Raw genomic sequence first — 23,202 nt, forward strand, 5'->3', positions numbered from 1 at the left:
TACGGAAAGGGAAAAAAAAGTAACTTTTTTGCCTTTTTCTTTGACTAAATCTATTTTGGAAGATAATATTCGCGCCCTATGCAAAAGGTAAAAATACCGCGAACGATTGATCCGGGTAAAGCCGCTCAGAAACGACTTGATTACGATGGCATCATCCAAATGAGTCTTTTCAAGCGCTTAGAGGAGTCAGTCGAAGGCGTTAAACGCGACGCTCAAGTCTCATTGTCATTTGGGCTTGATGAACAGCGACTTGTTGTTATCTCTGGTAAAGCTAACATCGAAGTCGATTTAGAGTGTCAACGCTGTAATGAGGTTTTCACACATCAGTGTGAAGTTGAATTCACTTACACCCCTTATAAAGGGCAGCAAAGTGAAGAAGACGCCCCCGACGAGTACGATTTGGTAGATCTGAACGAGTACGGTGAGGTTGACCTGATTCAGTTAGTTGAAGACGAGTTCATCATAAACTTGCCCCAGGTTGCGATGCACGACGAAGCAGATTGTAGCGTTACTTCAGACAATATGGTGTTTGGTGAACTTCCAGACGAAGTGTTGGAAGAGAAGCCGAATCCGTTCGATGTTTTAAAAAGTTTAAAGAAGTAAATCTTTAAGCAATAACATAGGAGTAGGGTCGATGGCCGTACAACAAAACCGTAAAACACGTTCACGCCGTGGTATGCGTCGTTCACACGATGCGCTAACTACAGCTGCACTATCTGTAGACGCAACTTCAGGTGAAACTCACCTGCGTCACAACGTGACTGCTGAAGGTTACTACCGTGGCAAAAAGGTTATCAACAAGTAAGGTTGACCTTTGCAAAATTTAACCGTTGCACTTGATGCAATGGGCGGGGATTTCGGTCCTCGCGTTACAGTGCCTGCCGCCGTGCAGGCACTGTCGCATTTCCCAGAGCTAAAAGTGACTCTCATCGGTGATCAGACTGAGATCGCCCAGCAACTTTCTCTTCTAGGTTACGAATCAGATGCCCGTTTGTGCATTCTGCACAGTGACCGAGTTATCTCTAACTCCGAAAAACCATCATTAGCACTGCGTCATTGTCAGGGCAGTTCAATGGCGATGGCGATTGATCAGGTCGCTGAAGGCCAGGCCCATGCCTGCGTCAGTGCAGGTAATACCGGAGCTTTGATGGCGTTATCCCGTTTTCGACTCAAATTGTTACCAGGTATTGACCGTCCTGCTTTAGTATCGGCGTTACCCACCGCGTCCGGCGGTAAAGTGTGGATGTTGGATTTAGGCGCCAATGTGTCGAGTGATGCCGATTCTCTGTTCCAGTTTGCCGTTATGGGGGCTGCATTGGCGGAGCAACATTTGTCCCGCATTCCCAGGGTCGCTATTTTGAATGTCGGCGCTGAGGAAATAAAAGGTAATGATCTTGTCAAACGTTGTTCAGGAATGTTGCAACAGACTAACGCAGTGAACTTTATCGGTTATATTGAAGGTAACCAACTGCTGACCGATGCAGCGGATGTGATAGTCTGTGACGGTTTCGTCGGCAATATCTGTTTGAAAACCTGTGAAGGAACTGCGCAACTCTTTATCGATAAGTTAAAAAGTAAGTTTTTAGCCTCATCCATAAAGGGTTGGATTGCCAGAAAGCTGTTTTCTGAACTATTTACTGAACTAAAAACACTGAACCCCGACCAGTATAACGGTGCAAGTTTGCTAGGATTGCGCGGCATTGTCATTAAAAGTCATGGAAGTGCTGATGTATCCGCTGTCGTGAATGCCATTTCCGAAGCGGTACATGAAGTGAAACGACAAGTCCCCAGCCGTATAAGCGATCGTTTGGAAGCGGTTTTACTCGAGAGGCATTATTAGTCTTCATGTATAGCAAAATTTTAGGTACAGGCAGCTACCTGCCATCTCAAGTGCGTACCAACGCCGATCTGGAGAAAATGGTAGATACAAGTGATGAGTGGATTGTCACTCGCACCGGTATTCGTGAGCGTCGGATTGCTGCCGAAAATGAAACGGTTGCCGATATGGCGTTTTATGCGGCTCAGAATGCAATCGAGATGGCTGGCATTGATAAAGAAGCCATCGATCTGATCATTGTCGCCACCACGAGCGGCAGTCATACTTTCCCGTCTTCAGCTTGTCAGGTACAAGCGAAACTGGAGATTCAGGGCTGTCCGGCGTTTGACCTGGCTGCAGCCTGTTCGGGTTTTATGTACGGTTTGTCGGTGGCAGATCAACACATTAAATCGGGTATGTGTAAAAATGTTCTGGTGATTGGCGCGGATGCGCTGTCAAAAACCTGTGATCCGACCGATCGTTCAACCATCATTCTGTTTGGTGACGGTGCCGGTGCTGTGGTTGTGGGTGCCAGCGAAGAGCCGGGTATTCTGTCAACCCACATTTACGCGGACGGCCGTTTTGGCGATCTGCTGAGCCTGGAAGTCCCGGAGCGCGGCGGTGATGTCGACAAATGGCTGCATATGGCCGGTAACGAAGTGTTTAAAGTCGCCGTGACACAATTGTCAAAGCTGGTGAAAGATACACTGGCTGCCAACAATATGCACAAGTCTGAACTAGACTGGTTAGTGCCTCATCAGGCGAACTATCGAATTATTTCAGCGACGGCGAAAAAACTGTCGATGTCGCTGGATCAAGTCGTGGTCACTCTGGACCGTCATGGCAATACCTCTGCCGCTACCGTGCCAACTGCACTGGACGAAGCGGTTCGTGACGGACGCATTCAACGTGGCCAGACTCTGTTGCTGGAAGCCTTTGGTGGTGGTTTCACCTGGGGTTCTGCATTGGTCAAGTTCTGATTGATTCACAACGGACGGTTGAACTTAGCAGCAACGCGCGATAAATATTCAGACTTAAGGAGTCGCAAGACTCCTTATTCATTATTAAGTTAAGGAAAAAAACATGAGCAAGTTTGCTATCGTATTTCCGGGTCAGGGCTCTCAGGCAGTGGGTATGCTTGCTGAGCTTGGCGAACAGTATGATGTAGTTAAACAAACTTTTGCAGAAGCGTCTGACGCTCTGGGTTACGATCTTTGGGCTCTGGTTCAAAATGGCCCTGCAGAAGATCTCAACCAGACTTTCCGCACTCAACCTGCACTGCTGGCGTCATCCGTTGCTATCTGGCGCGTATGGCAGGAGCTGGGCCTGGAGCAGCCACAAGTGCTGGCCGGCCATAGCCTGGGTGAATACTCTGCTCTGGTTTGTGCCGGTGTGATTGACTTTAAAGCGGCCATCAAACTGGTTGAACTGCGTGGTCAGTTGATGCAGGAAGCCGTTCCTGCGGGTACCGGCGCTATGTTTGCTATCATCGGCCTGGACGATGAAGCGATTGCGAAAGCGTGTGAGGAAGCCGCACAAGGTGACGTTGTGTCCCCGGTGAACTTCAACTCGCCAGGCCAGGTGGTTATCGCCGGTCAGAAAGACGCAGTTGAACGTGCCGGTGCACTGTGTAAAGAAGCGGGTGCCAAACGTGCATTGCCGCTACCGGTTTCAGTACCGTCACACTGCGCTCTGATGCAACCGGCAGCCGATAAACTGGCTGTGGCACTGGAAGCACTTGAGTTCAACGTGCCACAAATTCCGGTGATCAACAACGTAGATGTTGCGGCTGAAACGGATCCGGCAAAAATTAAAGATGCACTGGTTCGCCAACTGCACAGCCCGGTTCGCTGGACTGAAGGCGTGCAGAAGATGAGTGAGCAAGGCATTGAGACTCTGATTGAAGTTGGCCCGGGTAAAGTATTGACTGGTCTGACTAAACGTATTGTGAAAACGCTGAACGCGCAAGCAGTGAACGATATCGCTTCACTGGACGCAGTTAAGTAAAAGTAGGAAATAGACATGAGTGATTTCATGAACCTGGAAGGCAAAGTTGCCCTGGTTACTGGCGCAAGTCGCGGTATCGGTAAAGCGATCGCGGAACTATTGGTAGCACGTGGTGCGAAAGTGATTGGTACTGCAACCAGCGAAAGCGGCGCAGAAGCGATCAGCGCTTATCTGGGCGACAATGGTAAGGGTCTGGCACTGAACGTGACCGATGTTGAATCTATCGAAGCAGTACTGAAAAACATCAATGACGAATTCGGTGGCGTAGACATCCTGGTTAACAACGCGGGTATCACCCGTGATAACCTGCTGATGCGCATGAAAGATGATGAATGGACAGATATCATGGATACTAACCTGACATCTATCTTCCGCCTGTCTAAAGCGGTTCTGCGTGGTATGATGAAAAAACGTCATGGTCGTATCATCAATGTGGGTTCTGTTGTTGGTACGATGGGTAACGCAGGTCAGACTAACTACGCAGCAGCGAAAGCGGGTGTAATCGGCTTTACTAAGTCAATGGCACGCGAAGTTGCTTCACGTGGTGTGACTGTGAACACAGTTGCACCAGGTTTTATCGAAACTGATATGACAAAAGCGCTGAATGACGAGCAACGTGCTGCTACACTAGCACAAGTGCCGGCTGGTCGTCTGGGTGACCCACGTGAAATTGCTTCTGCTGTGGCTTTCCTGGCATCTCCGGAAGCTGCGTACATTACCGGCGAAACTCTGCACGTTAACGGCGGAATGTACATGGTTTAACGCTAAGTTTGCGGCGAAGTGAGCGCAAACTGTGAAGTAAATGGTTGACTTCGCCTGAAACTTAACGTTTAAATGCGCAAGATTTGTGCATGATATAAGTCAAAAATGGTGTGAATTTCGGTTAAAATCGCCAAATTTGTGGTTTGACCAGCAAGGTGCCCCTTGCAACTTTCACTAGTTCGAATAAACTACGGCATCATCGCATTAGGCGAAATCTGTAAAGGAAAAGTAAAAATGAGCAACATCGAAGAACGCGTAAAGAAAATCATCGTTGAACAGCTGGGTGTAGACGAAGCAGAAGTTAAAAACGAAGCTTCTTTCGTTGAAGACCTAGGTGCTGATTCTCTTGACACTGTTGAGCTGGTTATGGCTCTTGAAGAGGAATTCGACACTGAGATTCCTGATGAAGAAGCAGAGAAAATCACTACTGTTCAAGCTGCGATCGACTACGTAAACAGCGCTCAGTAATGCTCTCCCCAGGCGGCCCTCTGGCCGCCTGAGTTTTTCTCACTCATCTATTATCTCTCATAGAATTTTCATTTCCGGAGAATATGATCGTGTCCAAGCGTCGTGTCGTTGTCACTGGCATGGGTATGTTGTCACCGGTAGGCAACACAGTAGAATCTTCTTGGAAAGCCCTGCTAGCTGGTCAAAGTGGTATCGTGAATATCGAGCACTTTGATACAACAAATTTTTCTACTCGTTTCGCAGGTCTGGTAAAAGATTTTAACTGCGAAGAGTACATGTCTAAAAAAGATGCCCGTAAAATGGATTTGTTTATCCAGTACGGTATTGCCGCGGGTATCCAAGCGCTAGACGATTCAGGTCTGGTCATCACTGCAGAAAACGCGCCTCGCGTTGGTGTTGCCATCGGTTCTGGTATCGGCGGTCTTGATTTGATCGAAACAGGTCATCAGGCGCTTATGGAGAAAGGTCCACGTAAAGTGAGCCCGTTCTTTGTTCCTTCTACCATCGTTAACATGGTAGCGGGTAACCTGTCTATCATGCGTGGTCTGCGCGGTCCTAACATCGCGATATCAACTGCATGTACTACAGGTCTGCACAACATCGGCCATGCTGCGCGTATGATTGCATACGGTGATGCAGACGCCATGGTAGCCGGCGGCAGCGAAAAAGCGTCAACCCCTCTGGGTATGGCGGGTTTCGGTGCAGCAAAAGCGCTGTCTACTCGTAACGATGAGCCACAGAAAGCGTCTCGTCCTTGGGATAAAGACCGTGATGGTTTTGTACTGGGTGACGGTGCAGGCGTGATGGTGATCGAAGAGTACGAACACGCGAAAGCTCGTGGCGCGAAGATCTACGCAGAAATCGTTGGTTTCGGTATGTCGGGCGATGCTTACCATATGACTTCACCAAGTGAAGATGGTTCAGGCGGTGCGCTGGCTATGGAGGCGGCGATGCGTGATGCTGACCTAACTGGTACGCAAATCGGTTACGTCAATGCACACGGCACGTCTACACCAGCTGGTGACGTGGCGGAAGTGAAAGGCATCAAGCGTGCACTGGGCGAAGCAGGCTCTGAGCAAGTACTGGTTTCTTCGACTAAGTCGATGACCGGTCACCTGTTGGGTGCTGCGGGTTCAGTAGAGGCAATCATTACAGTGATGTCTTTGGTAGACCAGATTGTTCCACCGACCATTAACCTGGACAATCCAGAAGAAGGTCTGGGTGTGGATCTGGTTCCAAATACTGCGCGTAAGGTTGAAGGTATGGAATACGCTATGTGTAACTCGTTTGGCTTTGGTGGCACAAACGGTTCACTGATTTTCAAACGCGTATAAAATCCTGACCGCAACAGTTAGCGAAAATATTTGAGTTGAAACGGCTTGATGCTTAGCATTAAGCCGTTTCTTTTTCAGGGAGTAGAATATGTTCTGGCACAATGGCGAACTGACGGATGTGGTCGCGGTTTCGGATCGCTCGTTTCAATATGGTGATGGCTGCTTCACCACTATGCTGACCAAGCAGGGCCGGATTGAGCACTGGTGCTATCATGTTGAGCGAATGGAAGCGTGCCTGAATGTGCTGGCTATTCCCCTGCCGGACTGGGACACGATCAGCCTGTGGTTGCAGCAGGCGATGCTGGCGGATGACAAAGCAGGCCTTAAGCTGCATATCAGCCGCGGTCAAGGCGGACGTGGTTATAGCCCGGCCAATTTACTTCACCCTGACGTGACTATCAGTCATTTTTCATATCCTGCTCACTATGCCGCCTGGCAGCAGGAGGGGATTCGTCTCGGCGTTTGTCACCATCGTATGGGGCTCAACCCGATGCTGGCGGGTCACAAACACAATAACCGCCTGGAGCAGGTGCTGCTCAAAGCAGAAATGGATCAGGCCGGCTATGCCGACGGCGTGTGCCTTGACCTGAATCAGCATGTGGTCGAAACCACCATGGCGAATTTATTCTGGCGGAAAGGCGATACTTTGTACACACCGGACCTGAGCAACTCAGGGGTAGCTGGTGTGGCGCGGCGGCTGATTGTTGAGCAAGCGCCCGATTTGGGATTGAACCTCGAGAGCGGGACGTTTAAGCTCGACCATCTTGCGGATGCCGATGAGGTGTTTATCTCCAATGCTATTATGGAAACCGCTCCGGTGATTGAAATTGGCGGACGGGCATACCCAATCGGTCACTACACACGACGCTTTCAGGAGAGCTTTCATTCGTGATTAAAAAACTCGTTTCACTGCTGTTTACTCTGCTGGCACTGGCCGCAGTCGGCTATTTCTATGTCACTAAGCAAGTTGAAGATTATCTCACTCAGCCGCTGGGTATCGAAACTAAACAACTGTTCACGGTCAACGCCGGAACCAGTCTGAATAGTGCGCTGACTCAGATGACCCGCCAGGAGTGGATTACGCATAGTTTTGCCGCCAAATTGGTGCGTCGTTTCCATCCGGAACTGGTTCAGATAAAGAAAGGTACCTATCAGGTAGAGCCGCAAAGCACGCTGCGTGATGCGTTGAATTTGCTGGTATCCGGGAAAGAGCACCAGTTTGCGATCACTTTTGTGGAAGGCAGCCGTTTTAATGAGTGGTTGGCTATGCTGGCACATGATGAGCAGTTGGAACATACTCTGGCCGGCAAATCAGAAGCCGAGATTGCGCAGTTACTGGGTGTGGAGCAGAAAAAACTGGAGGGTTTGTTTCTGGCCGAGACCTACCACTTTACCAAGGGCACCAGCGATCTGGACATCCTGAAACGGGCACACGCCAAACTGGAAGCCATTCTGGACAGCGCCTGGCAGCAGCGTCAACCGGATTTACCACTAAAATCGCCTTATGAGGCCCTGATACTGGCGTCCATTATTGAGAAAGAGACGGCGGTGGAAGAAGAGCGTACCCGGGTTGCTTCGGTGTTTGTCAACCGTCTTAATAAGCGGATGCGTTTGCAGACGGATCCGACGGTAATTTACGGAATGGGCGAGAGTTATGATGGTAATATCCGTCGTAAAGATTTGCGCACAGCCACCCCGTATAATACGTATGTGATTAACGGCTTACCACCAACACCGATAGCAATGCCGGGTGAGGCATCTATCGCGGCAGCTCTTAATCCGGAGCAAAGCGCGTATCTGTATTTTGTCGCCAGCGGTAACGGTGGCCACGTATTTTCTAAAAGTCTGACCGAGCATAATCGTGCGGTGCGTGCGTACCTGAAACAGCTCAGACAGCAGTAAACATAGCGATTAGCAAAGATAAAACCCATGAATGCAAAATTTATCGTAGTAGAGGGCCTGGAAGGGGCCGGTAAAAGCACGGCTATCCAGGCTGTGGTTGAAGCGCTGCACGCGCAGGGTATCGACCATATCACCCGCACTCGTGAGCCGGGCGGTACTGTGCTGGCGGAAAAAATGCGCTCGCTGATTAAGGAAGAGCATGACGGTGAAGTGCTGCAGGATATTACAGAGCTGCTGCTGATGTACGCAGCACGCGTGCAGTTAGTTGAGAACGTGATTAAGCCGGCGTTAAACCGAGGCGATTGGGTTGTGGGTGATCGTCATGATATGTCCTCACAAGCGTACCAGGGCGGAGGTCGGCAAATTGCAGCCGAGACCCTGCATAATCTGAAACAGACCACGCTTGGTGATTTTAAGCCGGATTTGACGCTGTATCTGGATATTGACCCTAAGCTTGGCCTGGAACGCGCCCGCGGCCGTGGCGAACTGGATCGGATAGAAAAAATGGACATCAGCTTTTTTGAACGTACCCGCGAGCGTTATCTGGAGATCGCCCGCGCTGATGAGTCGGTAGTGATCATCGATGCCGCCCAGAGCATGGCAGAAGTGGCGAACAGTATTCGTCAGGCGCTGGACTCCTGGTTCAAGGTGGTTTAGGCGATGCAACCGATTTATCCCTGGCTGAATGATGCCTGGTTGTCCTGGCAGGCACGGCTTAAAAACCAGACCTTTTCTGCTGCGACCCTGATTGCAGCGCCGGCTGGTGTGGGCGCCTTTCAGCTGGTTAAACCGTTTGCCGCGGCACTGATGTGTTCAGCGCAGGACGGTGAAGCGTGCGGGTTCTGCCACAGCTGCGATTTGATGCAGTCGGGGAATCATCCTGACTATCATGTGGTTCGGCCAGAAAAAGAGGGCCGTTCTATCAGTGTTGAGCAAATTCGTCACTGTAATCGTCTGGCGCAGGAATCGTCGCAACTGTCCGGCTACCGGCTGATAGTGATTGAACCTGCCGAAGCGATGAATGAATCGGCAGCTAATGCGCTGCTCAAAACGCTGGAAGAACCGGCAGGTAAGTGCGTGTTTGTGTTAGTGACGACGCGCATTAGTCATATTCTGCCGACCATAGTGAGCCGCTGTCAGCAAATCAACGTCGCAGAACCAGCGACACAGATGGTGTCTTGCTGGCTGAGTGAGACTCTGGATAAAAGCGTGCCGCCTTATGCCGCGCACATTCATGCCAATGCGCCATTGACCACACAGGTATTCATTGCCGAAGGGGGAGTGGCGGATTACAGCGCGCTGGAAAGTCAGTTTATTGCTGCGCTGCAAGGTGATGTCAGTGCATTGATCAATTGCGCCAAAGCGGCGGCAGCGCAGCCGGTACAACGTTTAAGCTGGTTATGGTATTTACTGACAGATGCGCAGAAAGTGCAGTTTGGCATTCGGCAGGCGTATTTTACGCCGGGTTGTGAACAGGTTGCCGGGCTGATGAACTTTGCTCAGTTACAGCAACAGACTGACCGTCTGGCTAAACTGATAGAACAACTGAGAACGTTCACCGGTTTGAACGGTGAGCTGCTGATCACTGATTGGTTACTGAAATTAAATGAGGAAGCATGTTTGTAGATTCGCACTGTCATCTCGATAAACTCGATTATGATGAATTACATAACGGCATCGAAGATGTGATAGAAAAGGCCAGGCAGGCTAATGTAAAACAGCTGCTTTCGGTCGGGGTAACTCTGGATTCATTTGCCGGCATGCTGGAAATGATCACGCCTTACGATAATGTTTACGCTTCCTGTGGCGTACACCCGCTCGATGTTGCGAGTGATTTTGAACTCGCCCGTTTTCAGGAATATGCATCACATCCCAAAGTGGTTGCGATTGGTGAAACCGGTCTGGATTACCATTATGAGCCGGAAACGGCGCCGCTCCAGCAAGAGCGATTTAAGCAGCATATCGAAACAGCAGTAGCGCTCAACAAGCCGCTGATTATTCATACCCGAAATGCCCGTCAGGATACACTGGATATTCTGCGTGCGGGCGGAGCGGAGCGCTGTGGTGGTGTCATTCACTGTTTTACCGAGGATCTGGCGTTTGCCGAGGCGGCGATGGAGCTGGGTTTTTACATTTCTGTCTCCGGTATCGTCACCTTTCGCCAGGCGCAAGAACTGAAAGATGTGGTGAAGCAGTTACCACTAGAGCGCCTGCTCATTGAGACCGATTCGCCTTATCTGGCGCCGGTTCCGCACCGCGGTAAGCAAAACCAACCGGCATATGTGGTTGAAGTCGCGGCTTATATTGCGCAGCTCAAAGGTATCTCTCTTAAGGAAGTCGCTGAAAAAACCACCCAAAATTTCCAGCAACTTTTTTTACGATAAAAAATAAATCATTGTGAAAAACGGCTCGGTATGGGTTGTTTTTTATACATAATGGCGCTTTAGTGCATTGGCGTGCCTGTTGTTCACCAAATGTGTTGGAAATCTGGCTTTAAAATGCGGAAATGAAATTTTGTTACGTAAAATAACAATTGGCTCTATTTTATTTACTGCATGAAATTAATGATTAGTTATTTTTTTATCATTAAAAACAGCTAGATAGATGAAATGTAAAGGATTTCACTCTGTGGTGGGTATTGTGATCTGTCTAATAATTTGAAACTAAATTTCATTAGTCGCTAGAAAGCTTGAGGGGCATCAAGATATATTTAGAGCCGGAAAATATAATGACATTCGCGTTACATTTTCCTTGAGGGCCAACACTGAGGCTACGGGGGTGTGCCGTTGGAACTCAAGAATACTAATAACTTAATCAGGAGCATAAACGTATGAAAGGTTTCTTTAGTAAACTTTCACAGTCCATTATGTTACCCATCGCGCTGTTACCAGCGGCGGGTATCATGCTGGGTATCGGGGGTAGTTTTACTAACCCAACAATGATCGAAGCGTACAACATCAGTGTGCTTCAGGACGGAACTATTCTGAATAGCTTCCTGCAAGTAATGACTGCCGCTGGCGGCATCGTATTTGCTAACCTGCCAGTTATGTTTGCGCTGGCAATCGCCGTGGGTTTTGCGCGTGCTGAAAAAGGTGCTGCTGCACTGGCTGCGTTGATCTCATACCTGGTAATGAACGTTGCAATCGCGAAAACGCTGACTGTAGCGAACATGATCAACCTGGACTCTAACACAGTCGTACTGATGGGCAGCGAATACCCGGGCGTACTGGCTGATGTGCTGGGTATCAGCAACACACTGAGTATGGGTGTGTTCGGTGGTCTGATCGCAGGTGCTATCACGGTTGTTCTGCATAACAAATACCACGACGCGAAACTACCTGATTACCTGGGTTTCTTCGGTGGCGCACGTTTTGTTCCAATTATTAGTGCATTTGCTGCGCTGTTCTACGGCATCGTTCTGACCTTTATCTGGCCATTCTTTGGTGCTGCGTTCGGTGCAATCGGTGCGGCTCTGGGTGAGATGACTGCAAGTGGCCACGGTTACGTTGCGTCTCTGATCTTCGGTATCATCGAGCGTTCTCTGATCCCTGTTGGTCTGCACCACGTGTTCTACCTGCCACTATGGCAAACTGAAATCGGCGGTACTGCGACTATCGCTGGTGAAGTGATCAAGGGTACACAGAACATGTTCTTCGCTTCTCTGGCAAGCGGTGACTTCTCTCAATTTACTTCAACCAACTTCATGACTGGTAAGTTCCCGTTCATGATGTTCGGTCTGCCAGCAGCAGCGTACGCTATGTACACTCTGGCGGATGACGAGAACAAAAAAGCAGCCGGTGGTCTTCTGTTCTCAGTTGCTCTGACTGCATTCCTGACTGGTATCACTGAACCAATCGAATTTACCTTCTTGTTCCTGGCTCCAGCTCTGTACTATGCAGTGCACGTGCCGCTGGCAGGTCTGTCATTCCTGCTGATGGATATGCTCAATGTTAAAGTTGGTATGACATTCAGTGGCGGTTTCATTGACTTCGCTCTGTTTGGTGTACTGCCAGGTGTGACTGGTGTTGAGAACAACTGGTACTTCATCCCGCTAGTTGGTATCGCTTACGCGTTCGTTTACTTCTTCGTGTTCCGTTGGTTCATCGTGAAGTTCGACGTCAAGACTCCAGGCCGTAAAGGCAGCGCAGTTGCCGTGGTTTCTAAGAAAGACTACCACGCAGCAAAAGGCGGTGCAGCTGGTGACAACCAGAAAGCGAAAGACATGATTGAAGCTCTGGGTGGTGCAGAAAACATCGTTGATGTGGATGCATGTATCACTCGTCTGCGTATCACTGTTAAAGATGGCGCACAGGTGAAAGGCAACGAACACTGGACTCAAGAGCTGGGTGCTCGTGGTCTGGTTAAAGTTGGCGAAACTGGTATCCAGGCAATCTACGGCGCAGAAGCTGCAGGTTACAAAGCACAAATCAACTCTCTGCTTGGTAAGTAATGAATAGCGGAGACAAATTCAGAAGAACCGGCGCTTTTATCATCGATTTGATGGTGGCCAAGATGTTCACGCAAGCGGTGATGTCGGTTCTGATGGTGGTGGTAACAGGTGTCTTCGCTGAGAAGAGCGGAGGCATGTCACTGAATGACAATCTGGCTCTGCCAGTTCTGTTACTGATTGTACTGGCGATGCTGTTAATCTTTATCGGGATATATCTTGGATTCAGTACTCTCTGTTTTAAGCTGATAGGGAAGTCTCTGGGAAAATACCTGCTGCGGGTCGACAGTGGTCAGTGGATCAAAGCTAAAGATTTGTCGACGTACTTATCGCGCGAAAAAGAGAAAATTGTCTTTTTTTGTGCCACGCTGGGATTGTATGCCGCCTATTCGGCGATTCAGCTCTACATGTACAATGTTGAGCCGCTGCATGAAACCCGGGCACGGAGTAAGGCCTGACTCAGTAGTAACAAAGTAACTAGCCCGCTTAATTGCGGGCTTTTTTGTCTTATCTATTCTTGTCGCTCCAGCAGCCTATTGCTGTCCCGCTGATTGTTGCCCTGCTGACATCCTGACCAGTACTTCGGTTTGTGAACCTGCCCACGTCAGGCACATAAAATCCCCGAAATTGTGATGCAGACAAAAAAGTGGTCATAAATAGCCGTCATCCTGAGCAAAGGTTGAGAATTGTCATTAATTGGCTGGTGGCGGAAAATATAATACACAGGTGGTGACATTTTTATCGGGTGCTAACATTTAGGCTGTGGGGCAAGCCGTTTAGAACCCAACAATGCTAATAATTCGTTCAGGAGCATAAACATGTTTAACAACTCGTTTGCTAACCTGCAAAGAGTCGGTAAGGCGCTGATGCTTCCAGTATCAGTTCTGCCAGTTGCGGGTATTCTGCTTGGGGTAGGGGCGGCTAATTTTAGCTGGCTACCCGAAATTGTTTCCCATCTGATGGAGCAGGCCGGTGGTTCAGTATTCGGCCAGATGGCATTATTGTTTGCGGTGGGGGTATCTCTGGGCTTTACCAACAACGATGGTGTGTCAGGTTTATCGGCTATCGTCGGATACGGTATTATGGTCGCTACCCTTAAAGTAATGGCTGCTGCCATGGGCGTCGACAGCATAGATACCGGTGTGTTAGGTGGTATTCTGGCTGGTGGTGTCGCTGCGTGGGCTTTTAACCGCTTTTATAAAATTCAGTTGCCTGATTACCTGGGCTTTTTCGCCGGCAAACGCGCCGTACCGATTATCACCGGTTTCTTATCTATCATTCTGGGTGTCATCCTCTCTTTTATCTGGCCGCCAATCGGTGCTGTGATCGCTTCGTTCTCAGACTGGGCTGCCCATCAAAACCCTGTTCTGGCATTCGGTATTTACGGTGTGGTTGAGCGCTCTCTGATCCCATTTGGCCTGCACCATATCTGGAACGTTCCTTTTTTCTACGAAGCCGGGACTTGTGTTAACGGTGCTGGTGAAACGGTACACGGTATCATGACTTGTTTCCTGACCGCCGACGATGCGTCTCGTGCGGCCGGGAATGGTTTTGGTCAGCTGGCGGGGGGGTACCTGTTTAAAATGTTTGGTCTGCCTGCCGCTGCATTTGCGATAGCACATTGTGCCAAGCCTGAGAACCGGGCTAAAGTCATGGGTATCATGGCTTCAGCAGCACTGACGTCGTTTTTGACCGGTATTACAGAGCCGATCGAATTCTCGTTCCTGTTTATTGCACCGGTGCTATACGGCATTCATGCGCTGCTGGCGGGTTTAGCATTCGTGCTGACTAACTCCCTGGGCGTGGTGCATGGTCATACCTTCTCAAACGGTTTTATTGACTTTGTCGTGCAGTCCTCCCGAGCCGATAACATGTTACTGCTGGTCGGTCTGGGTGTGGCTTATGCGGTGCTGTATTACGTGGTGTTCACTTTTGTTATCCGTGCACTGGATTTGAAAACGCCGGGGCGTGAAGATGAAAGCGCGGATACCACCACAGCGTCAGGCACAGAAATGGCTGGTGAGTTGGTGGCTGCTTTCGGGGGCAAAGCCAATATTACTAATCTGGATGCGTGTATCACTCGTCTGCGGGTCTCAGTGGCAGATACTGACGCAGTGGATCAAGATAAGCTGAAGAAACTCGGCGCAGCAGGCGTGGTTGTGGTATCTGGCGGAGTGCAGGCGATTTTTGGTACCAAGTCAGATAATCTGAAAACCGATATGGATGAGTGGATTCGTAACCACAGTTAATCCGTGTGCGCCACCGGGCTGAAGGTGCCAGGTGGTGAACCGCATGCTTCAATATGCAGTGATGATGAAAAGGAGGCTTGGCCTCCTTTTTCTGTTCCAGTGACCTATGTCTTAGCGATGGCTGTCTCGCTATTCTTTAATACCTGAATCACCCCGCAACAACCCTTTTCATGCTGTAATAAACCTGTCCATGCTGTAAAAAAACTGATTGTACTCTGATGGTTTCTCTACAGGAGCCTTGAATTCCCTTTACCCTTGGTTGACATATCCCTGCCGGACCTGAACTAAAGTTTGTAGTGTTAAAACAATTAATAAAGGGTATCAATAAATGAAAAAACTAGGGATGACAGTGGCACTGCTGAGTTTGTCGGCCGGAGCATATGCTCAGCAGGATCCTAACCTGAAAGTCGGCCTGGCGGTCGATCAGCAGCTGAGCGCTGTGCTGGAAGTCAACAACCAATATCGTTTTACTCTGGGTAACCAAGGTGCGGCGTTCGATTACATTGCAAAACGTGGCAGCTTTAATAACCCGGATGTCCCTTTTGACTGGTATGTTGGTGTCGGTGGCTGGGCTGAGTGGGATGATGACTTTGGCGCACGTGTGCCGCTGGGGCTGGATTGGCAAATTAACCAGAATCTGAATGTTTATGGTCAGGTTCACCCTGAACTGCAGCTGCATGATGATACCGAGCTTCAACTTGGCGCAGCTTTGGGTGTGACATACCGTTTCTAAGCGGTTTTTGTCTGACTGCATGGCAAGTCATGTCACGACAAATTAGAGCGCAGGTCCATTCAAGAGTGGATGAATAAAAAAGCCGGCAACTGAGTTGCCGGCTTTTTACGTTCAACTGAACTTGGTGTTCAATAAACGTGATTACTGTGATTTATTCATCGCTTTACGGATACAGATGGCTGCGCCACCCCAGGTAATCCCTAAACCCAGAATCATCATGATGATTGCACCAGTGGTCATGCGTTATTCTCCTTACGGCTCATCGCGTTCACCGCGACACCAATGATAAACAGTACGCCAATCAGCGCCCAGCCCAGTGTGAGATCGTAACCGCCGTAGCCTTCGGTCATCAGAGTTTTCACCTTAGTCACCACAATGATGGCCAGAATAACTGGTGAGATAAAGCGCAGACAGATATCGAACCAAATGCCAACCGCGAAATCGGATACTGAGTTAACGTATTTACGCGCATCAGACACTTTAACCAGCCAGGTCATCAGCACCAGTTCAACCAGACAGCTCGACATGATGCCGATGTTGTTAGCGAAGTGGTCTACCAGATCCAGCAGCAGCAGGCCGCCGTTGGTTGCAAAAGCCATGGATACGATGAAGCTGACACCGATAACGATGTTGGCCGCTTTCTTACGGCTCCAGCCCATTTTATCGATCACGGCTGAAGTTACGGCTTCCAGAATCGAAATGTGTGAGCTCAGACCGGCGACGATCAGTGCCAGGAACAGCAGCGGGCCAAATACGTAAGGCAGTGGCAGCAGGTTAATCGCCGCTGGCAGAGTAACGAACGCCAGACCTACACCGGCAGAGACAACTTCCGTCAGCGGTTTACCTTGCTCCTGCGCCATGTAACCCAGTACCGAAAAGATCATGATACCGGCCAGAATCGAGAAACCACAGTTGAGCAACACCGTCATAAATGCGTTGTTGGTGATGTCTGATTTTTGCGGCAGGTAGCTGGAGTAAGCCAGCATGATGGCAAAGCCGATACTCAGGGTGAAGAAGATCTGGCCATAAGCGGCTGCCCACACTTTCACATCCCAGATTTTGCTGAAATCTGGCTGGAACATGTAGTTCACACCATCCAGTGCACCTGGCAGGAACAGCATACGACCGATAAGCAGCAGTACCATGACAAACAGTACAGGCATCATCACTTTAGAAGCACGTTCGATACCGGATTTAACCCCGCCAACGATCGCAGCGTAAGTGATGGCCCAGGCAATCACCATTGCCAGCACGATCTTCCACTGAATGCCGCCCAGGTTGGTCGGAGAGTTGTCACCAAGGCCCAGATATTCACTAAAGAAGAAGGCGTTAGTATCTGTCCCCCAGCTTTGGTCAAACGACATACCAAAGTAGGAGATCGCCCAGCCGATAACAGCGACGTAGTAAACCCCAATCACAGCGGCAACGCCTACCTGGAACCAGCCCAGCCATTCAAATTTTGCGTTAATACGTGACAGCGTCGCCGGAGCTGAACCGCGGTTACGCTGACCCATAGAGAATTCCAGGATCATAAACGGAATACCGGCGGTGATCATGGCAAACAGGTAAGGAATGAAGAAGGCGCCACCGCCGTTTTCATACGCCATATACGGGAAACGCCAGATGTTTCCCAGTCCCACTGCTGAGCCCACAGCAGCCAGAATAAAACCGGCTCGGGAACCCCATTGTTCTCGCTTCATAAGTTACTCCTTAATAATCCCTGAGGTATGAAGCATCTCTTTCACTACAGCTAATAAGGAACAGGATAGGAGATAACCAATCAGAATATGGCTAACTTGTTAAAAAAATGGCCTATCATCCAGTAATTAGCAAAATGTTAGTTATAAGTTTTGTAAGCTAGTCGAGATCTCAGAATATTGTTCTTAGTTTTACGATGTGTGTTTGCGGAATCTGAAATAATCAGCTACGCATTGCTATCGAGACTACAGATATCTGCCGCTCATGGCAATAGATTGTAAACATGATGTTGTGCTGGTTTAGTGGTTTGTTTGTTGTTTTTTTGTTCTTTGGTTAGTGAAAAATTTTATATAATTTAAAATATCCAGACTGTAAAACTGGACTGAAGAGCTATAGCAATTGATAAAACTGTATTTATCGCTAGAGTGTCTGACTGAAATATATACACACACTAGTGAATCTCTCCAATGCGGTACTATTAACTCAGAAGCGTATGGTCAGACCCAGATTGGCCGAGAACTGGTTCATCCAGTCTGACTGAAAGCGCACAATACAGCGTCCCGGTTCCGGCAGGCTGCACAACGCACTGGTTTCATTATCGACCACGGTTCCGAGCCAGCGAATCTGACTGCTGAGTGCAACGGATGAAGTTATATGATAGTCGAGCCCAGTGAAAATGCTGGCTGCGAATCCGGATTTGTTACCGACCCAGCTGGCATCAAAGTAGGAAGCGCCGAGGCCTGCGCCTAGGTAACTGCTCCAGTTAGACTCAAGCTGATAATTAATCCGGCTCTGAAACAACAGGTAGTGCAGCGTCGCTTGATCCCCGGCTGTGTCGACATCGGTAGACTGCCGGGCGTAGAACAGACCTACCCGGCCGGTTTGAAATGGCACTTCCAGTGTGATTGCCAGCGTGGAAGAGGCGTTGAGGTCATAAGACTGGCCGGTATTGTCTTCCACTTTTCCACCCAGTGCGTAACCGGCGGAGGGTGTCAGGTAAACGTCAGCCGTGGCCGTGGCAGAGAGCCAACAACCAAACACAAAAACGATAAATTGAAGCGAGCGCATCACAAACCTCAAAATTATTTTCGGGTGGTTGAGTAATTGTGATAGTAACTTCATAATCGTGCACGAAAAACCAGCAATTCTTGAACATGCGTCGCACCACTGGTTATGCTTTAACAGACGCTATCGTGTGCCTGTATCCAACCCGGCTCTACTTTCCTTTTTAGCTATCAAAATGTTAGTGGGAAGGATGGCGTTGTCTGATTAACACGAGGAGGTGTGTATGGAACGCGATCTCAAATTTGCACTGTGTGTGGTGGTGGCCGTGTTTGTAGTATTGATTGGCTTTGGAACGATAGCCATTTCAAATTAAGTAAAAGGGTTCTGCTGATGAAAAATAGTGGAACAGTCTCTGAATTAGATACTCTGGTTGATATCAGCCGGTTGTCTAAATTTATTGGCGGAAAAAGAGCGTTGGTTGCGCAGGGCGGTGGACAACGCGGTATCTTCACAGCCGGGGTATTGGATGCCTTTATGCTGTCAAATTTTGACCCGTTTGATGAGTTTTACGGAACCTCGGCGGGGGCATTAAATCTCAGCTCGTTTTTGTGTCGCCAGCCGGAGCTGGGTAAATCTTTTATCGTTGATCTGACGACTGACCCTCGTTTTTTCCATCTGTTCAGTTATATCCGTCGTAAGCAATATATGGACCTCGACTGGGCGCTGGATAGAATCTGTGACTTCCCTTATCGGCTGGATAGAATCTGTGACTTCCCTTATCGGCTGGATATGGACATGGGACGTCAGGTACTGGGGCAACGTAAGGCATTTGCCGCGGTGACGTCGACCCGGACGCTGAGCGATTTTTATTTTCCGATTCTCGGCCCTGAATGGCGTGAAGTGCTGATTGCAACATGCGCTATTCCCGGTCTGTATCCGCGTGAAGTGGAACTTGCCAATCAACATTATATTGATGGTGGGGTCTCTGCATCCATTCCGGTTCAGGAAGCCTGGCGGCGTGAAGCGCGTTTTATTGGCGTCATTCGCACGGAAAGCTTTTCCGAAGAACCTGATATGCCGCTGGAATCGGTGCAGCCGACAGAGCCGGTGAAATGGTTTCGTGATTCGGTCAACACCATTCAGACTCAGTGGCAGAGTAAACTGCTGCAATGGAAACAAGACTGGAACGGATTTTTTTAACCAGCAGATCGAAAAGGCGAAACAACAGAAAATTGAGCAGAAGCATCTCAGTACCCTGAATGGCGGGCGCTGGTTGTTTGGTGCGGATGACATCTATCGTCTCAGCCATTTGATTGGTGATAAATTTGATTCCGGCCTGGCGGATATGCTGATGGTACACTATCAAACCTATTCGCTGACCTGTGACTTTTTGCGCAATCCGCCCGACGACAGTTTTATTGTTCAGGTTGCTCCGAGCGAACCATTGCGTTCCAGTTCACTGCTCAGTAATAAGGATGATCTGCTGCACGATTATGAACTCGGGCTTGAAGCTGGGTATCGTTTTGTCCGCATGTATCAGATAGCGGAAGATGTGCAAGCTGAACGAATCAAGCAGCATAAGTCGGTGCAGCCCGATTTGGATGAATAACCCGATAGATATCAATAGGTCAGCATCTCGCAGCTGTTGATTTCACTATTATAAAAGCAGGGGCTTTGAGCCCCTGTTTCAGCTATTACGAATTTTACAGTACCGGTAAAATACGCATACAGTTGGTTGAGCCTTCCACATCCATGATATCGCCCTGGGTGATGATCACCAGGTCACCAAACGCCAGCAGTTTTTTCTCTTTCAGCGCTTCCAGCGCAGCCTGAGCCACCTCAAAGCCTTCACCTTGTTTACTGTCGAAATAAAATGGCATGACGCCGCGGTACAGAGCACAGCGGTTGAGTGTGCTGTCATTGCGTGACATGGCAAAGATAGGCAAGATGGAATTAAGACGTGAAGTCATCAGTGAGGTCCGGCCGGATTCAGTCAGATTGACCATGGCTTTAACCCCTTCCAAATGGTTCGCAGCGTATATTGTCGACATCGCCACTGTCTCTTCGGCGGTCGAAAATGAGCGGTCAATCCGGTAGTTCTGCTGATTGGCTTCAAACATTTTCTCTGCCCCGATACACACTTCGGCCATGGCTTTGACGGTTTCTACCGGATATTTGCCGGCCGCCGTTTCTCCTGACAGCATCACGGCATCGGTGCCGTCCAGCACCGCATTGGCCACGTCCATCACTTCTGCGCGGGTTGGCATCGGATTAGTGATCATCGATTCCATCATCTGGGTCGCCGTAATGACGACGCGGTTGAGCGATTTAGCTCGGGTAATCAGTTTTTTCTGCACGCCAATCAGCTCCGGATCACCAATCTCAACCCCCAAATCGCCGCGAGCGACCATAATGACATCGGATGCCCGGACAATGTCATCAATGTTTTCATCGCTGGCGACCGTTTCGGCCCGTTCGACTTTCGCGACCATACGCGCTTCAAGGCCGGCATCGCGTGCCAGACGGCGGGCATAATCCATATCGGTGCCGTTTCGCGGGAAAGAGACCGCCAGATAGTCCACTTTGATTTCAGCCGCCAGCAGGATGTCGCGTTTGTCTTTTTCCGTTAACGCATGGGCAGACAGTCCGCCGCCTTTCTTATTAATACCTTTATTATTTGATAATGGTCCACCGACCAGAACGCTGGTATGGATCTTATTGCCCTCAACGCTAATCACCTGCAATTGTACCCGGCCGTCATCGAGCAGCAGGATATCTTCCCGTTGTACGTCATTGGGCAGTGCTTTGTAGTCGATGCCTACCGCATCTTTATCACCTTCGCCGGGCGCGAGTTCGGCATCCAGAATGAATCGTTCACCTTCGACCAGTTCGATTTTTCCTTCCTTGAAGGTCGATACCCGGATTTTTGGCCCTTGTAAGTCACCCAGAATGGCGACGTGTTTACCCAGTCGGGCGGAAATTTCACGCACTTTCTGCGCGCGCAGTTTGTGATCATCGGCACTGCCGTGGGAAAAATTCATGCGTACCACATTCGCGCCGGCACGAATGATGGCTTCCAGTATTTCCCCTTTATCGGTTGAAGGCCCTAAAGTGGTGACAATTTTCGTTCTGCGTAGAGCTGAGGTCATAGTGATCTCCTGAAATGTTCGGGCGTGATAAAAGTTCAACTGTGTTTAAGTATATGCAAGATATTGGAATTGTTTGTCTTTTAGGGCGGATATTTGCACTGTGTCATACTTGGTCGAGCTGATAGCACTTCAACCGCAGAACCCTCATTTAAGTCTGCTGAGGGGCTTGAATCCGGCCGTTAAGCGCGCGGCTTTGACCCGGCTAGCGCATTGTCCTGTTGCTGCTATTTCATCCAACGCCAGGTCAGCCTGAGCACGGCTAAGGAAGCGACATTTTGACTGAAAACACAAACTTCTATGTATATGCGTGATGCTTGTCACGGCTATTCACCAAAGCGCTTCACAATTAGTTCGCAAAGTAAAAAAATTGGCATGTTGTTGAATTCTGGAGCGCCCTATGTATATGGCTCAACCAGGCCATATTGATCACATCAAACAGGTCAATGCTGGCCGTGTATATAAACTTATCGATCAAAAAGGTCCCATTTCTCGTATCGACTTATCGAAAGAGAGTGAACTCGCCCCCGCCAGCATTACTAAAATTACCCGCGAATTAATTGATGCCCATCTGATTCATGAAACGACAGTCCAGGAAGCGATCAGCCGTGGTCGTCCGGCGATCGGATTGCAGGTCAACAACCAGGGCTGGCAGTTTTTATCCATGCGTCTTGGACGCGGTTATCTGACCATAGCGCTGCATGAGTTGGGCGGCGAGGTGTTGATCGATACTAAAATAGACATCCATGAAATTGACCAGGATGATGTCCTGCAGCGTCTGCTGTTTGAAATCGATGAGTTTTTCCAGACTTATGCCGAGCAGCTCGGGCGGGTGACCAGTATCGCGATTACTTTGCCGGGGCTGGTCAATTCAGAGCAGGGTGTGGTGCTGCAAATGCCGCATTACAACGTGGAAAATCTGGCTCTCGGTGAAGCGATTTTTCAGGCAACCGGTTTACCGGTCTTTGTCGCGAATGATACCAGAGCCTGGGCGTTGGCAGAAAAATTGTTTGGCCATTCCCAGGATGTCGACAACTCCGTCCTGATCTCAATCCACCACGGCTTAGGCGCTGGTATTATTCTTGACGGCCGGGTACTGCAGGGCAGGCACGGCAACATCGGTGAACTGGGGCATATTCAGATTGATCCGCACGGCAAGCGTTGTCATTGCGGCAATATCGGTTGTCTGGAAACGGTCGCCAGTTCTCAGGCGATTCGTCAGCAAGTTACCGAGCGTATTGCGGCCGGAGAAGCCTCGTGCCTGAGTGATCAGGAAGAGATCAGTATCGAAGACATCTGTCTGGCAGCGGCCGAAGGCGATCCGCTCTCGGTCGATGTGATTGAAAAGCTGGGACGTTATCTGGGTTCGGCGATTGCCATCGTCATCAACCTGTTCAACCCGGAAAAAATCTTGATTGGTGGTGTGATTAACCAGGCGAAGAGTGTTTTGTATCCGGCCATCCAGCGTTGTATCGAAGAACAGAGTCTGCCGGTTTACCATCAGGATTTACAGTTGGTGGAATCTCGCTTCTACAAACAGGCGACCATGCCGGGCGCGGCACTGATCAAGCAGGCGTTATATGACGGTTTGTTGCTGATGAAAGTGGTCGAAGGGTAAGTTTTTCTTCGTTTTTT

At 49.4% G+C, this 23,202-nt stretch carries 23 protein-coding genes and 1 pseudogene; 20 read left to right on the plus strand and 4 right to left on the minus strand.

From position 1 onward, the window contains the following. Window positions 1-78: 78 nt before the first annotated feature. The 17 genes from yceD to KNV97_RS08080 all read left to right on the plus strand — a co-directional run bounded on the left by yceD (window position 79) and on the right by KNV97_RS08080 (window position 15,718). On the plus strand, window positions 79-603 hold the full coding sequence (yceD, locus tag KNV97_RS08000) for a 23S rRNA accumulation protein YceD (protein ID WP_136482723.1): 525 nt from the start codon (window positions 79-81) through the stop codon (window positions 601-603). A gap of 31 nt (window positions 604-634) precedes the next feature. Next, the gene (gene rpmF / locus KNV97_RS08005) at window positions 635-805 is read left to right on the plus strand and encodes a 50S ribosomal protein L32 (protein ID WP_039429829.1); all 171 of its coding nucleotides are present in this window, start codon (window positions 635-637) and stop codon (window positions 803-805) included. Window positions 806-814: 9 nt separating this feature from the next. Next, window positions 815-1,840 (plus strand): phosphate acyltransferase PlsX, encoded by a 1,026-nt coding sequence (gene plsX, locus KNV97_RS08010; protein ID WP_136482725.1) that lies wholly within the window; start codon window positions 815-817, stop codon window positions 1,838-1,840. A 5-nt stretch (window positions 1,841-1,845) separates the two neighbouring features. After that, window positions 1,846-2,796 carry a beta-ketoacyl-ACP synthase III gene (locus KNV97_RS08015; RefSeq protein ID WP_136482727.1) on the plus strand — a complete coding sequence of 317 codons (951 nt, stop codon included), beginning with the start codon at window positions 1,846-1,848 and terminating at the stop codon, window positions 2,794-2,796. A 103-nt stretch (window positions 2,797-2,899) separates the two neighbouring features. Then, window positions 2,900-3,823 carry an ACP S-malonyltransferase gene (gene fabD, locus KNV97_RS08020; protein ID WP_136482729.1) on the plus strand — a complete coding sequence of 308 codons (924 nt, stop codon included), beginning with the start codon at window positions 2,900-2,902 and terminating at the stop codon, window positions 3,821-3,823. 27 nt (window positions 3,824-3,850) lie between these two features. Then, complete coding sequence (gene fabG, locus KNV97_RS08025; RefSeq protein WP_136483179.1) at window positions 3,851-4,585, plus strand: 3-oxoacyl-ACP reductase FabG; 735 nt, start codon at window positions 3,851-3,853, stop codon at window positions 4,583-4,585. A 234-nt stretch (window positions 4,586-4,819) separates the two neighbouring features. Continuing rightward, complete coding sequence (gene acpP, locus KNV97_RS08030; protein ID WP_014204679.1) at window positions 4,820-5,053, plus strand: acyl carrier protein; 234 nt, start codon at window positions 4,820-4,822, stop codon at window positions 5,051-5,053. 89 nt (window positions 5,054-5,142) lie between these two features. Continuing rightward, window positions 5,143-6,387: a beta-ketoacyl-ACP synthase II gene (fabF, locus tag KNV97_RS08035; RefSeq protein ID WP_136483180.1), complete on the plus strand. Its 1,245-nt coding sequence runs from the start codon at window positions 5,143-5,145 to the stop codon at window positions 6,385-6,387. Between the two features lie 88 nt (window positions 6,388-6,475). Further along, a complete protein-coding gene (gene pabC / locus KNV97_RS08040) occupies window positions 6,476-7,279 on the plus strand; it encodes an aminodeoxychorismate lyase (protein WP_136482731.1) in 804 nt (267 codons plus the stop codon). Further along, a complete protein-coding gene (gene mltG, locus KNV97_RS08045; protein ID WP_136482733.1) occupies window positions 7,276-8,289 on the plus strand; it encodes an endolytic transglycosylase MltG in 1,014 nt (337 codons plus the stop codon). The genes pabC and mltG overlap by 4 nt, the downstream gene beginning before the upstream one ends. 27 nt (window positions 8,290-8,316) lie before the next feature. Continuing rightward, entirely contained in the window at window positions 8,317-8,946 is a 630-nt protein-coding gene (tmk, locus tag KNV97_RS08050; RefSeq protein ID WP_218562853.1) for a dTMP kinase, read from the plus strand. A 3-nt stretch (window positions 8,947-8,949) separates the two neighbouring features. After that, window positions 8,950-9,915: a DNA polymerase III subunit delta' gene (gene holB, locus KNV97_RS08055; RefSeq protein ID WP_218562854.1), complete on the plus strand. Its 966-nt coding sequence runs from the start codon at window positions 8,950-8,952 to the stop codon at window positions 9,913-9,915. Beyond that, window positions 9,906-10,673, plus strand: coding sequence for a TatD family hydrolase (locus KNV97_RS08060; RefSeq protein ID WP_218562855.1), 768 nt, complete (start codon window positions 9,906-9,908; stop codon window positions 10,671-10,673). The genes holB and KNV97_RS08060 overlap by 10 nt, the downstream gene beginning before the upstream one ends. A gap of 446 nt (window positions 10,674-11,119) precedes the next feature. Further along, a complete protein-coding gene (locus KNV97_RS08065; protein WP_136482741.1) occupies window positions 11,120-12,739 on the plus strand; it encodes a PTS transporter subunit EIIC in 1,620 nt (539 codons plus the stop codon). Further along, window positions 12,739-13,194: a hypothetical protein gene (locus KNV97_RS08070; RefSeq protein WP_136482743.1), complete on the plus strand. Its 456-nt coding sequence runs from the start codon at window positions 12,739-12,741 to the stop codon at window positions 13,192-13,194. The genes KNV97_RS08065 and KNV97_RS08070 overlap by 1 nt, the downstream gene beginning before the upstream one ends. A 360-nt stretch (window positions 13,195-13,554) precedes the next feature. Continuing rightward, a complete protein-coding gene (ptsG, locus tag KNV97_RS08075) occupies window positions 13,555-14,985 on the plus strand; it encodes a PTS glucose transporter subunit IIBC (RefSeq protein ID WP_218562856.1) in 1,431 nt (476 codons plus the stop codon). A 328-nt stretch (window positions 14,986-15,313) separates the two neighbouring features. Then, window positions 15,314-15,718 (plus strand): hypothetical protein, encoded by a 405-nt coding sequence (locus KNV97_RS08080; protein WP_136482747.1) that lies wholly within the window; start codon window positions 15,314-15,316, stop codon window positions 15,716-15,718. 141 nt (window positions 15,719-15,859) lie between these two features. On the opposite strand, the gene KNV97_RS08085 is transcribed toward KNV97_RS08080, so the two are convergent. The 3 genes from KNV97_RS08085 to KNV97_RS08095 all read right to left on the minus strand — a co-directional run bounded on the left by KNV97_RS08085 (window position 15,860) and on the right by KNV97_RS08095 (window position 18,484). Then, entirely contained in the window at window positions 15,860-15,958 is a 99-nt protein-coding gene (locus KNV97_RS08085) for a MetS family NSS transporter small subunit (protein WP_136482749.1), read from the minus strand. Continuing rightward, entirely contained in the window at window positions 15,955-17,418 is a 1,464-nt protein-coding gene (locus KNV97_RS08090) for a sodium-dependent transporter (RefSeq protein WP_218562857.1), read from the minus strand. Before KNV97_RS08090 ends, KNV97_RS08085 begins: the two co-directional genes overlap by 4 nt. Window positions 17,419-17,899: 481 nt before the next feature. Beyond that, the gene (locus KNV97_RS08095; RefSeq protein ID WP_218562858.1) at window positions 17,900-18,484 is read right to left on the minus strand and encodes a porin family protein; all 585 of its coding nucleotides are present in this window, start codon (window positions 18,482-18,484) and stop codon (window positions 17,900-17,902) included. A 220-nt stretch (window positions 18,485-18,704) separates the two neighbouring features. Here KNV97_RS08095 and cydH point away from each other — a divergent pair, with 220 nt between their 5' ends. Beyond that, entirely contained in the window at window positions 18,705-18,794 is a 90-nt protein-coding gene (gene cydH / locus KNV97_RS08100) for a cytochrome bd-I oxidase subunit CydH (protein WP_136482755.1), read from the plus strand. Between the two features lie 17 nt (window positions 18,795-18,811). Next, window positions 18,812-20,030: pseudogene (locus KNV97_RS08105) on the plus strand (patatin-like phospholipase family protein). A 94-nt stretch (window positions 20,031-20,124) separates the two neighbouring features. Here KNV97_RS08105 and pyk read toward each other — a convergent pair. Continuing rightward, window positions 20,125-21,570, minus strand: coding sequence for a pyruvate kinase (gene pyk / locus KNV97_RS08110; RefSeq protein ID WP_218562859.1), 1,446 nt, complete (start codon window positions 21,568-21,570; stop codon window positions 20,125-20,127). Window positions 21,571-21,967: 397 nt separating this feature from the next. Here pyk and mlc point away from each other — a divergent pair, with 397 nt between their 5' ends. Beyond that, entirely contained in the window at window positions 21,968-23,185 is a 1,218-nt protein-coding gene (mlc, locus tag KNV97_RS08115; protein ID WP_136482761.1) for a sugar metabolism global transcriptional regulator Mlc, read from the plus strand. The last annotated feature ends 17 nt before the right edge of the window (window positions 23,186-23,202 follow it).

This window comes from Vibrio ostreae (assembly GCF_019226825.1).
GTDB lineage: Bacteria > Pseudomonadota > Gammaproteobacteria > Enterobacterales > Vibrionaceae > Vibrio > Vibrio ostreae.

What these genes read in the sequence shown, in the direction of transcription:
- yceD (WP_136482723.1), top strand. Translation starts at nt 79, where the DNA reads ATGCAAAAGGTAAAAATACCGCGAACGATTGATCCGGGTAAAGCCGCT.
- rpmF (WP_039429829.1), top strand. Translation starts at nt 635, where the DNA reads ATGGCCGTACAACAAAACCGTAAAACACGTTCACGCCGTGGTATGCGT.
- KNV97_RS08015 (WP_136482727.1), top strand. Translation starts at nt 1,846, where the DNA reads ATGTATAGCAAAATTTTAGGTACAGGCAGCTACCTGCCATCTCAAGTG.
- fabD (WP_136482729.1), top strand. Translation starts at nt 2,900, where the DNA reads ATGAGCAAGTTTGCTATCGTATTTCCGGGTCAGGGCTCTCAGGCAGTG.
- fabG (WP_136483179.1), top strand. Translation starts at nt 3,851, where the DNA reads ATGAACCTGGAAGGCAAAGTTGCCCTGGTTACTGGCGCAAGTCGCGGT.
- acpP (WP_014204679.1), top strand. Translation starts at nt 4,820, where the DNA reads ATGAGCAACATCGAAGAACGCGTAAAGAAAATCATCGTTGAACAGCTG.
- pabC (WP_136482731.1), top strand. Translation starts at nt 6,476, where the DNA reads ATGTTCTGGCACAATGGCGAACTGACGGATGTGGTCGCGGTTTCGGAT.
- tmk (WP_218562853.1), top strand. Translation starts at nt 8,317, where the DNA reads ATGAATGCAAAATTTATCGTAGTAGAGGGCCTGGAAGGGGCCGGTAAA.
- holB (WP_218562854.1), top strand. Translation starts at nt 8,950, where the DNA reads ATGCAACCGATTTATCCCTGGCTGAATGATGCCTGGTTGTCCTGGCAG.
- KNV97_RS08060 (WP_218562855.1), top strand. Translation starts at nt 9,906, where the DNA reads ATGTTTGTAGATTCGCACTGTCATCTCGATAAACTCGATTATGATGAA.
- KNV97_RS08065 (WP_136482741.1), top strand. Translation starts at nt 11,120, where the DNA reads ATGAAAGGTTTCTTTAGTAAACTTTCACAGTCCATTATGTTACCCATC.
- KNV97_RS08070 (WP_136482743.1), top strand. Translation starts at nt 12,739, where the DNA reads ATGAATAGCGGAGACAAATTCAGAAGAACCGGCGCTTTTATCATCGAT.
- ptsG (WP_218562856.1), top strand. Translation starts at nt 13,555, where the DNA reads ATGTTTAACAACTCGTTTGCTAACCTGCAAAGAGTCGGTAAGGCGCTG.
- KNV97_RS08080 (WP_136482747.1), top strand. Translation starts at nt 15,314, where the DNA reads ATGAAAAAACTAGGGATGACAGTGGCACTGCTGAGTTTGTCGGCCGGA.
- KNV97_RS08085 (WP_136482749.1), bottom strand. Translation starts at nt 15,958, where the DNA reads ATGACCACTGGTGCAATCATCATGATGATTCTGGGTTTAGGGATTACC.
- KNV97_RS08090 (WP_218562857.1), bottom strand. Translation starts at nt 17,418, where the DNA reads ATGAAGCGAGAACAATGGGGTTCCCGAGCCGGTTTTATTCTGGCTGCT.
- KNV97_RS08095 (WP_218562858.1), bottom strand. Translation starts at nt 18,484, where the DNA reads ATGCGCTCGCTTCAATTTATCGTTTTTGTGTTTGGTTGTTGGCTCTCT.
- cydH (WP_136482755.1), top strand. Translation starts at nt 18,705, where the DNA reads ATGGAACGCGATCTCAAATTTGCACTGTGTGTGGTGGTGGCCGTGTTT.
- pyk (WP_218562859.1), bottom strand. Translation starts at nt 21,570, where the DNA reads ATGACCTCAGCTCTACGCAGAACGAAAATTGTCACCACTTTAGGGCCT.
- mlc (WP_136482761.1), top strand. Translation starts at nt 21,968, where the DNA reads ATGTATATGGCTCAACCAGGCCATATTGATCACATCAAACAGGTCAAT.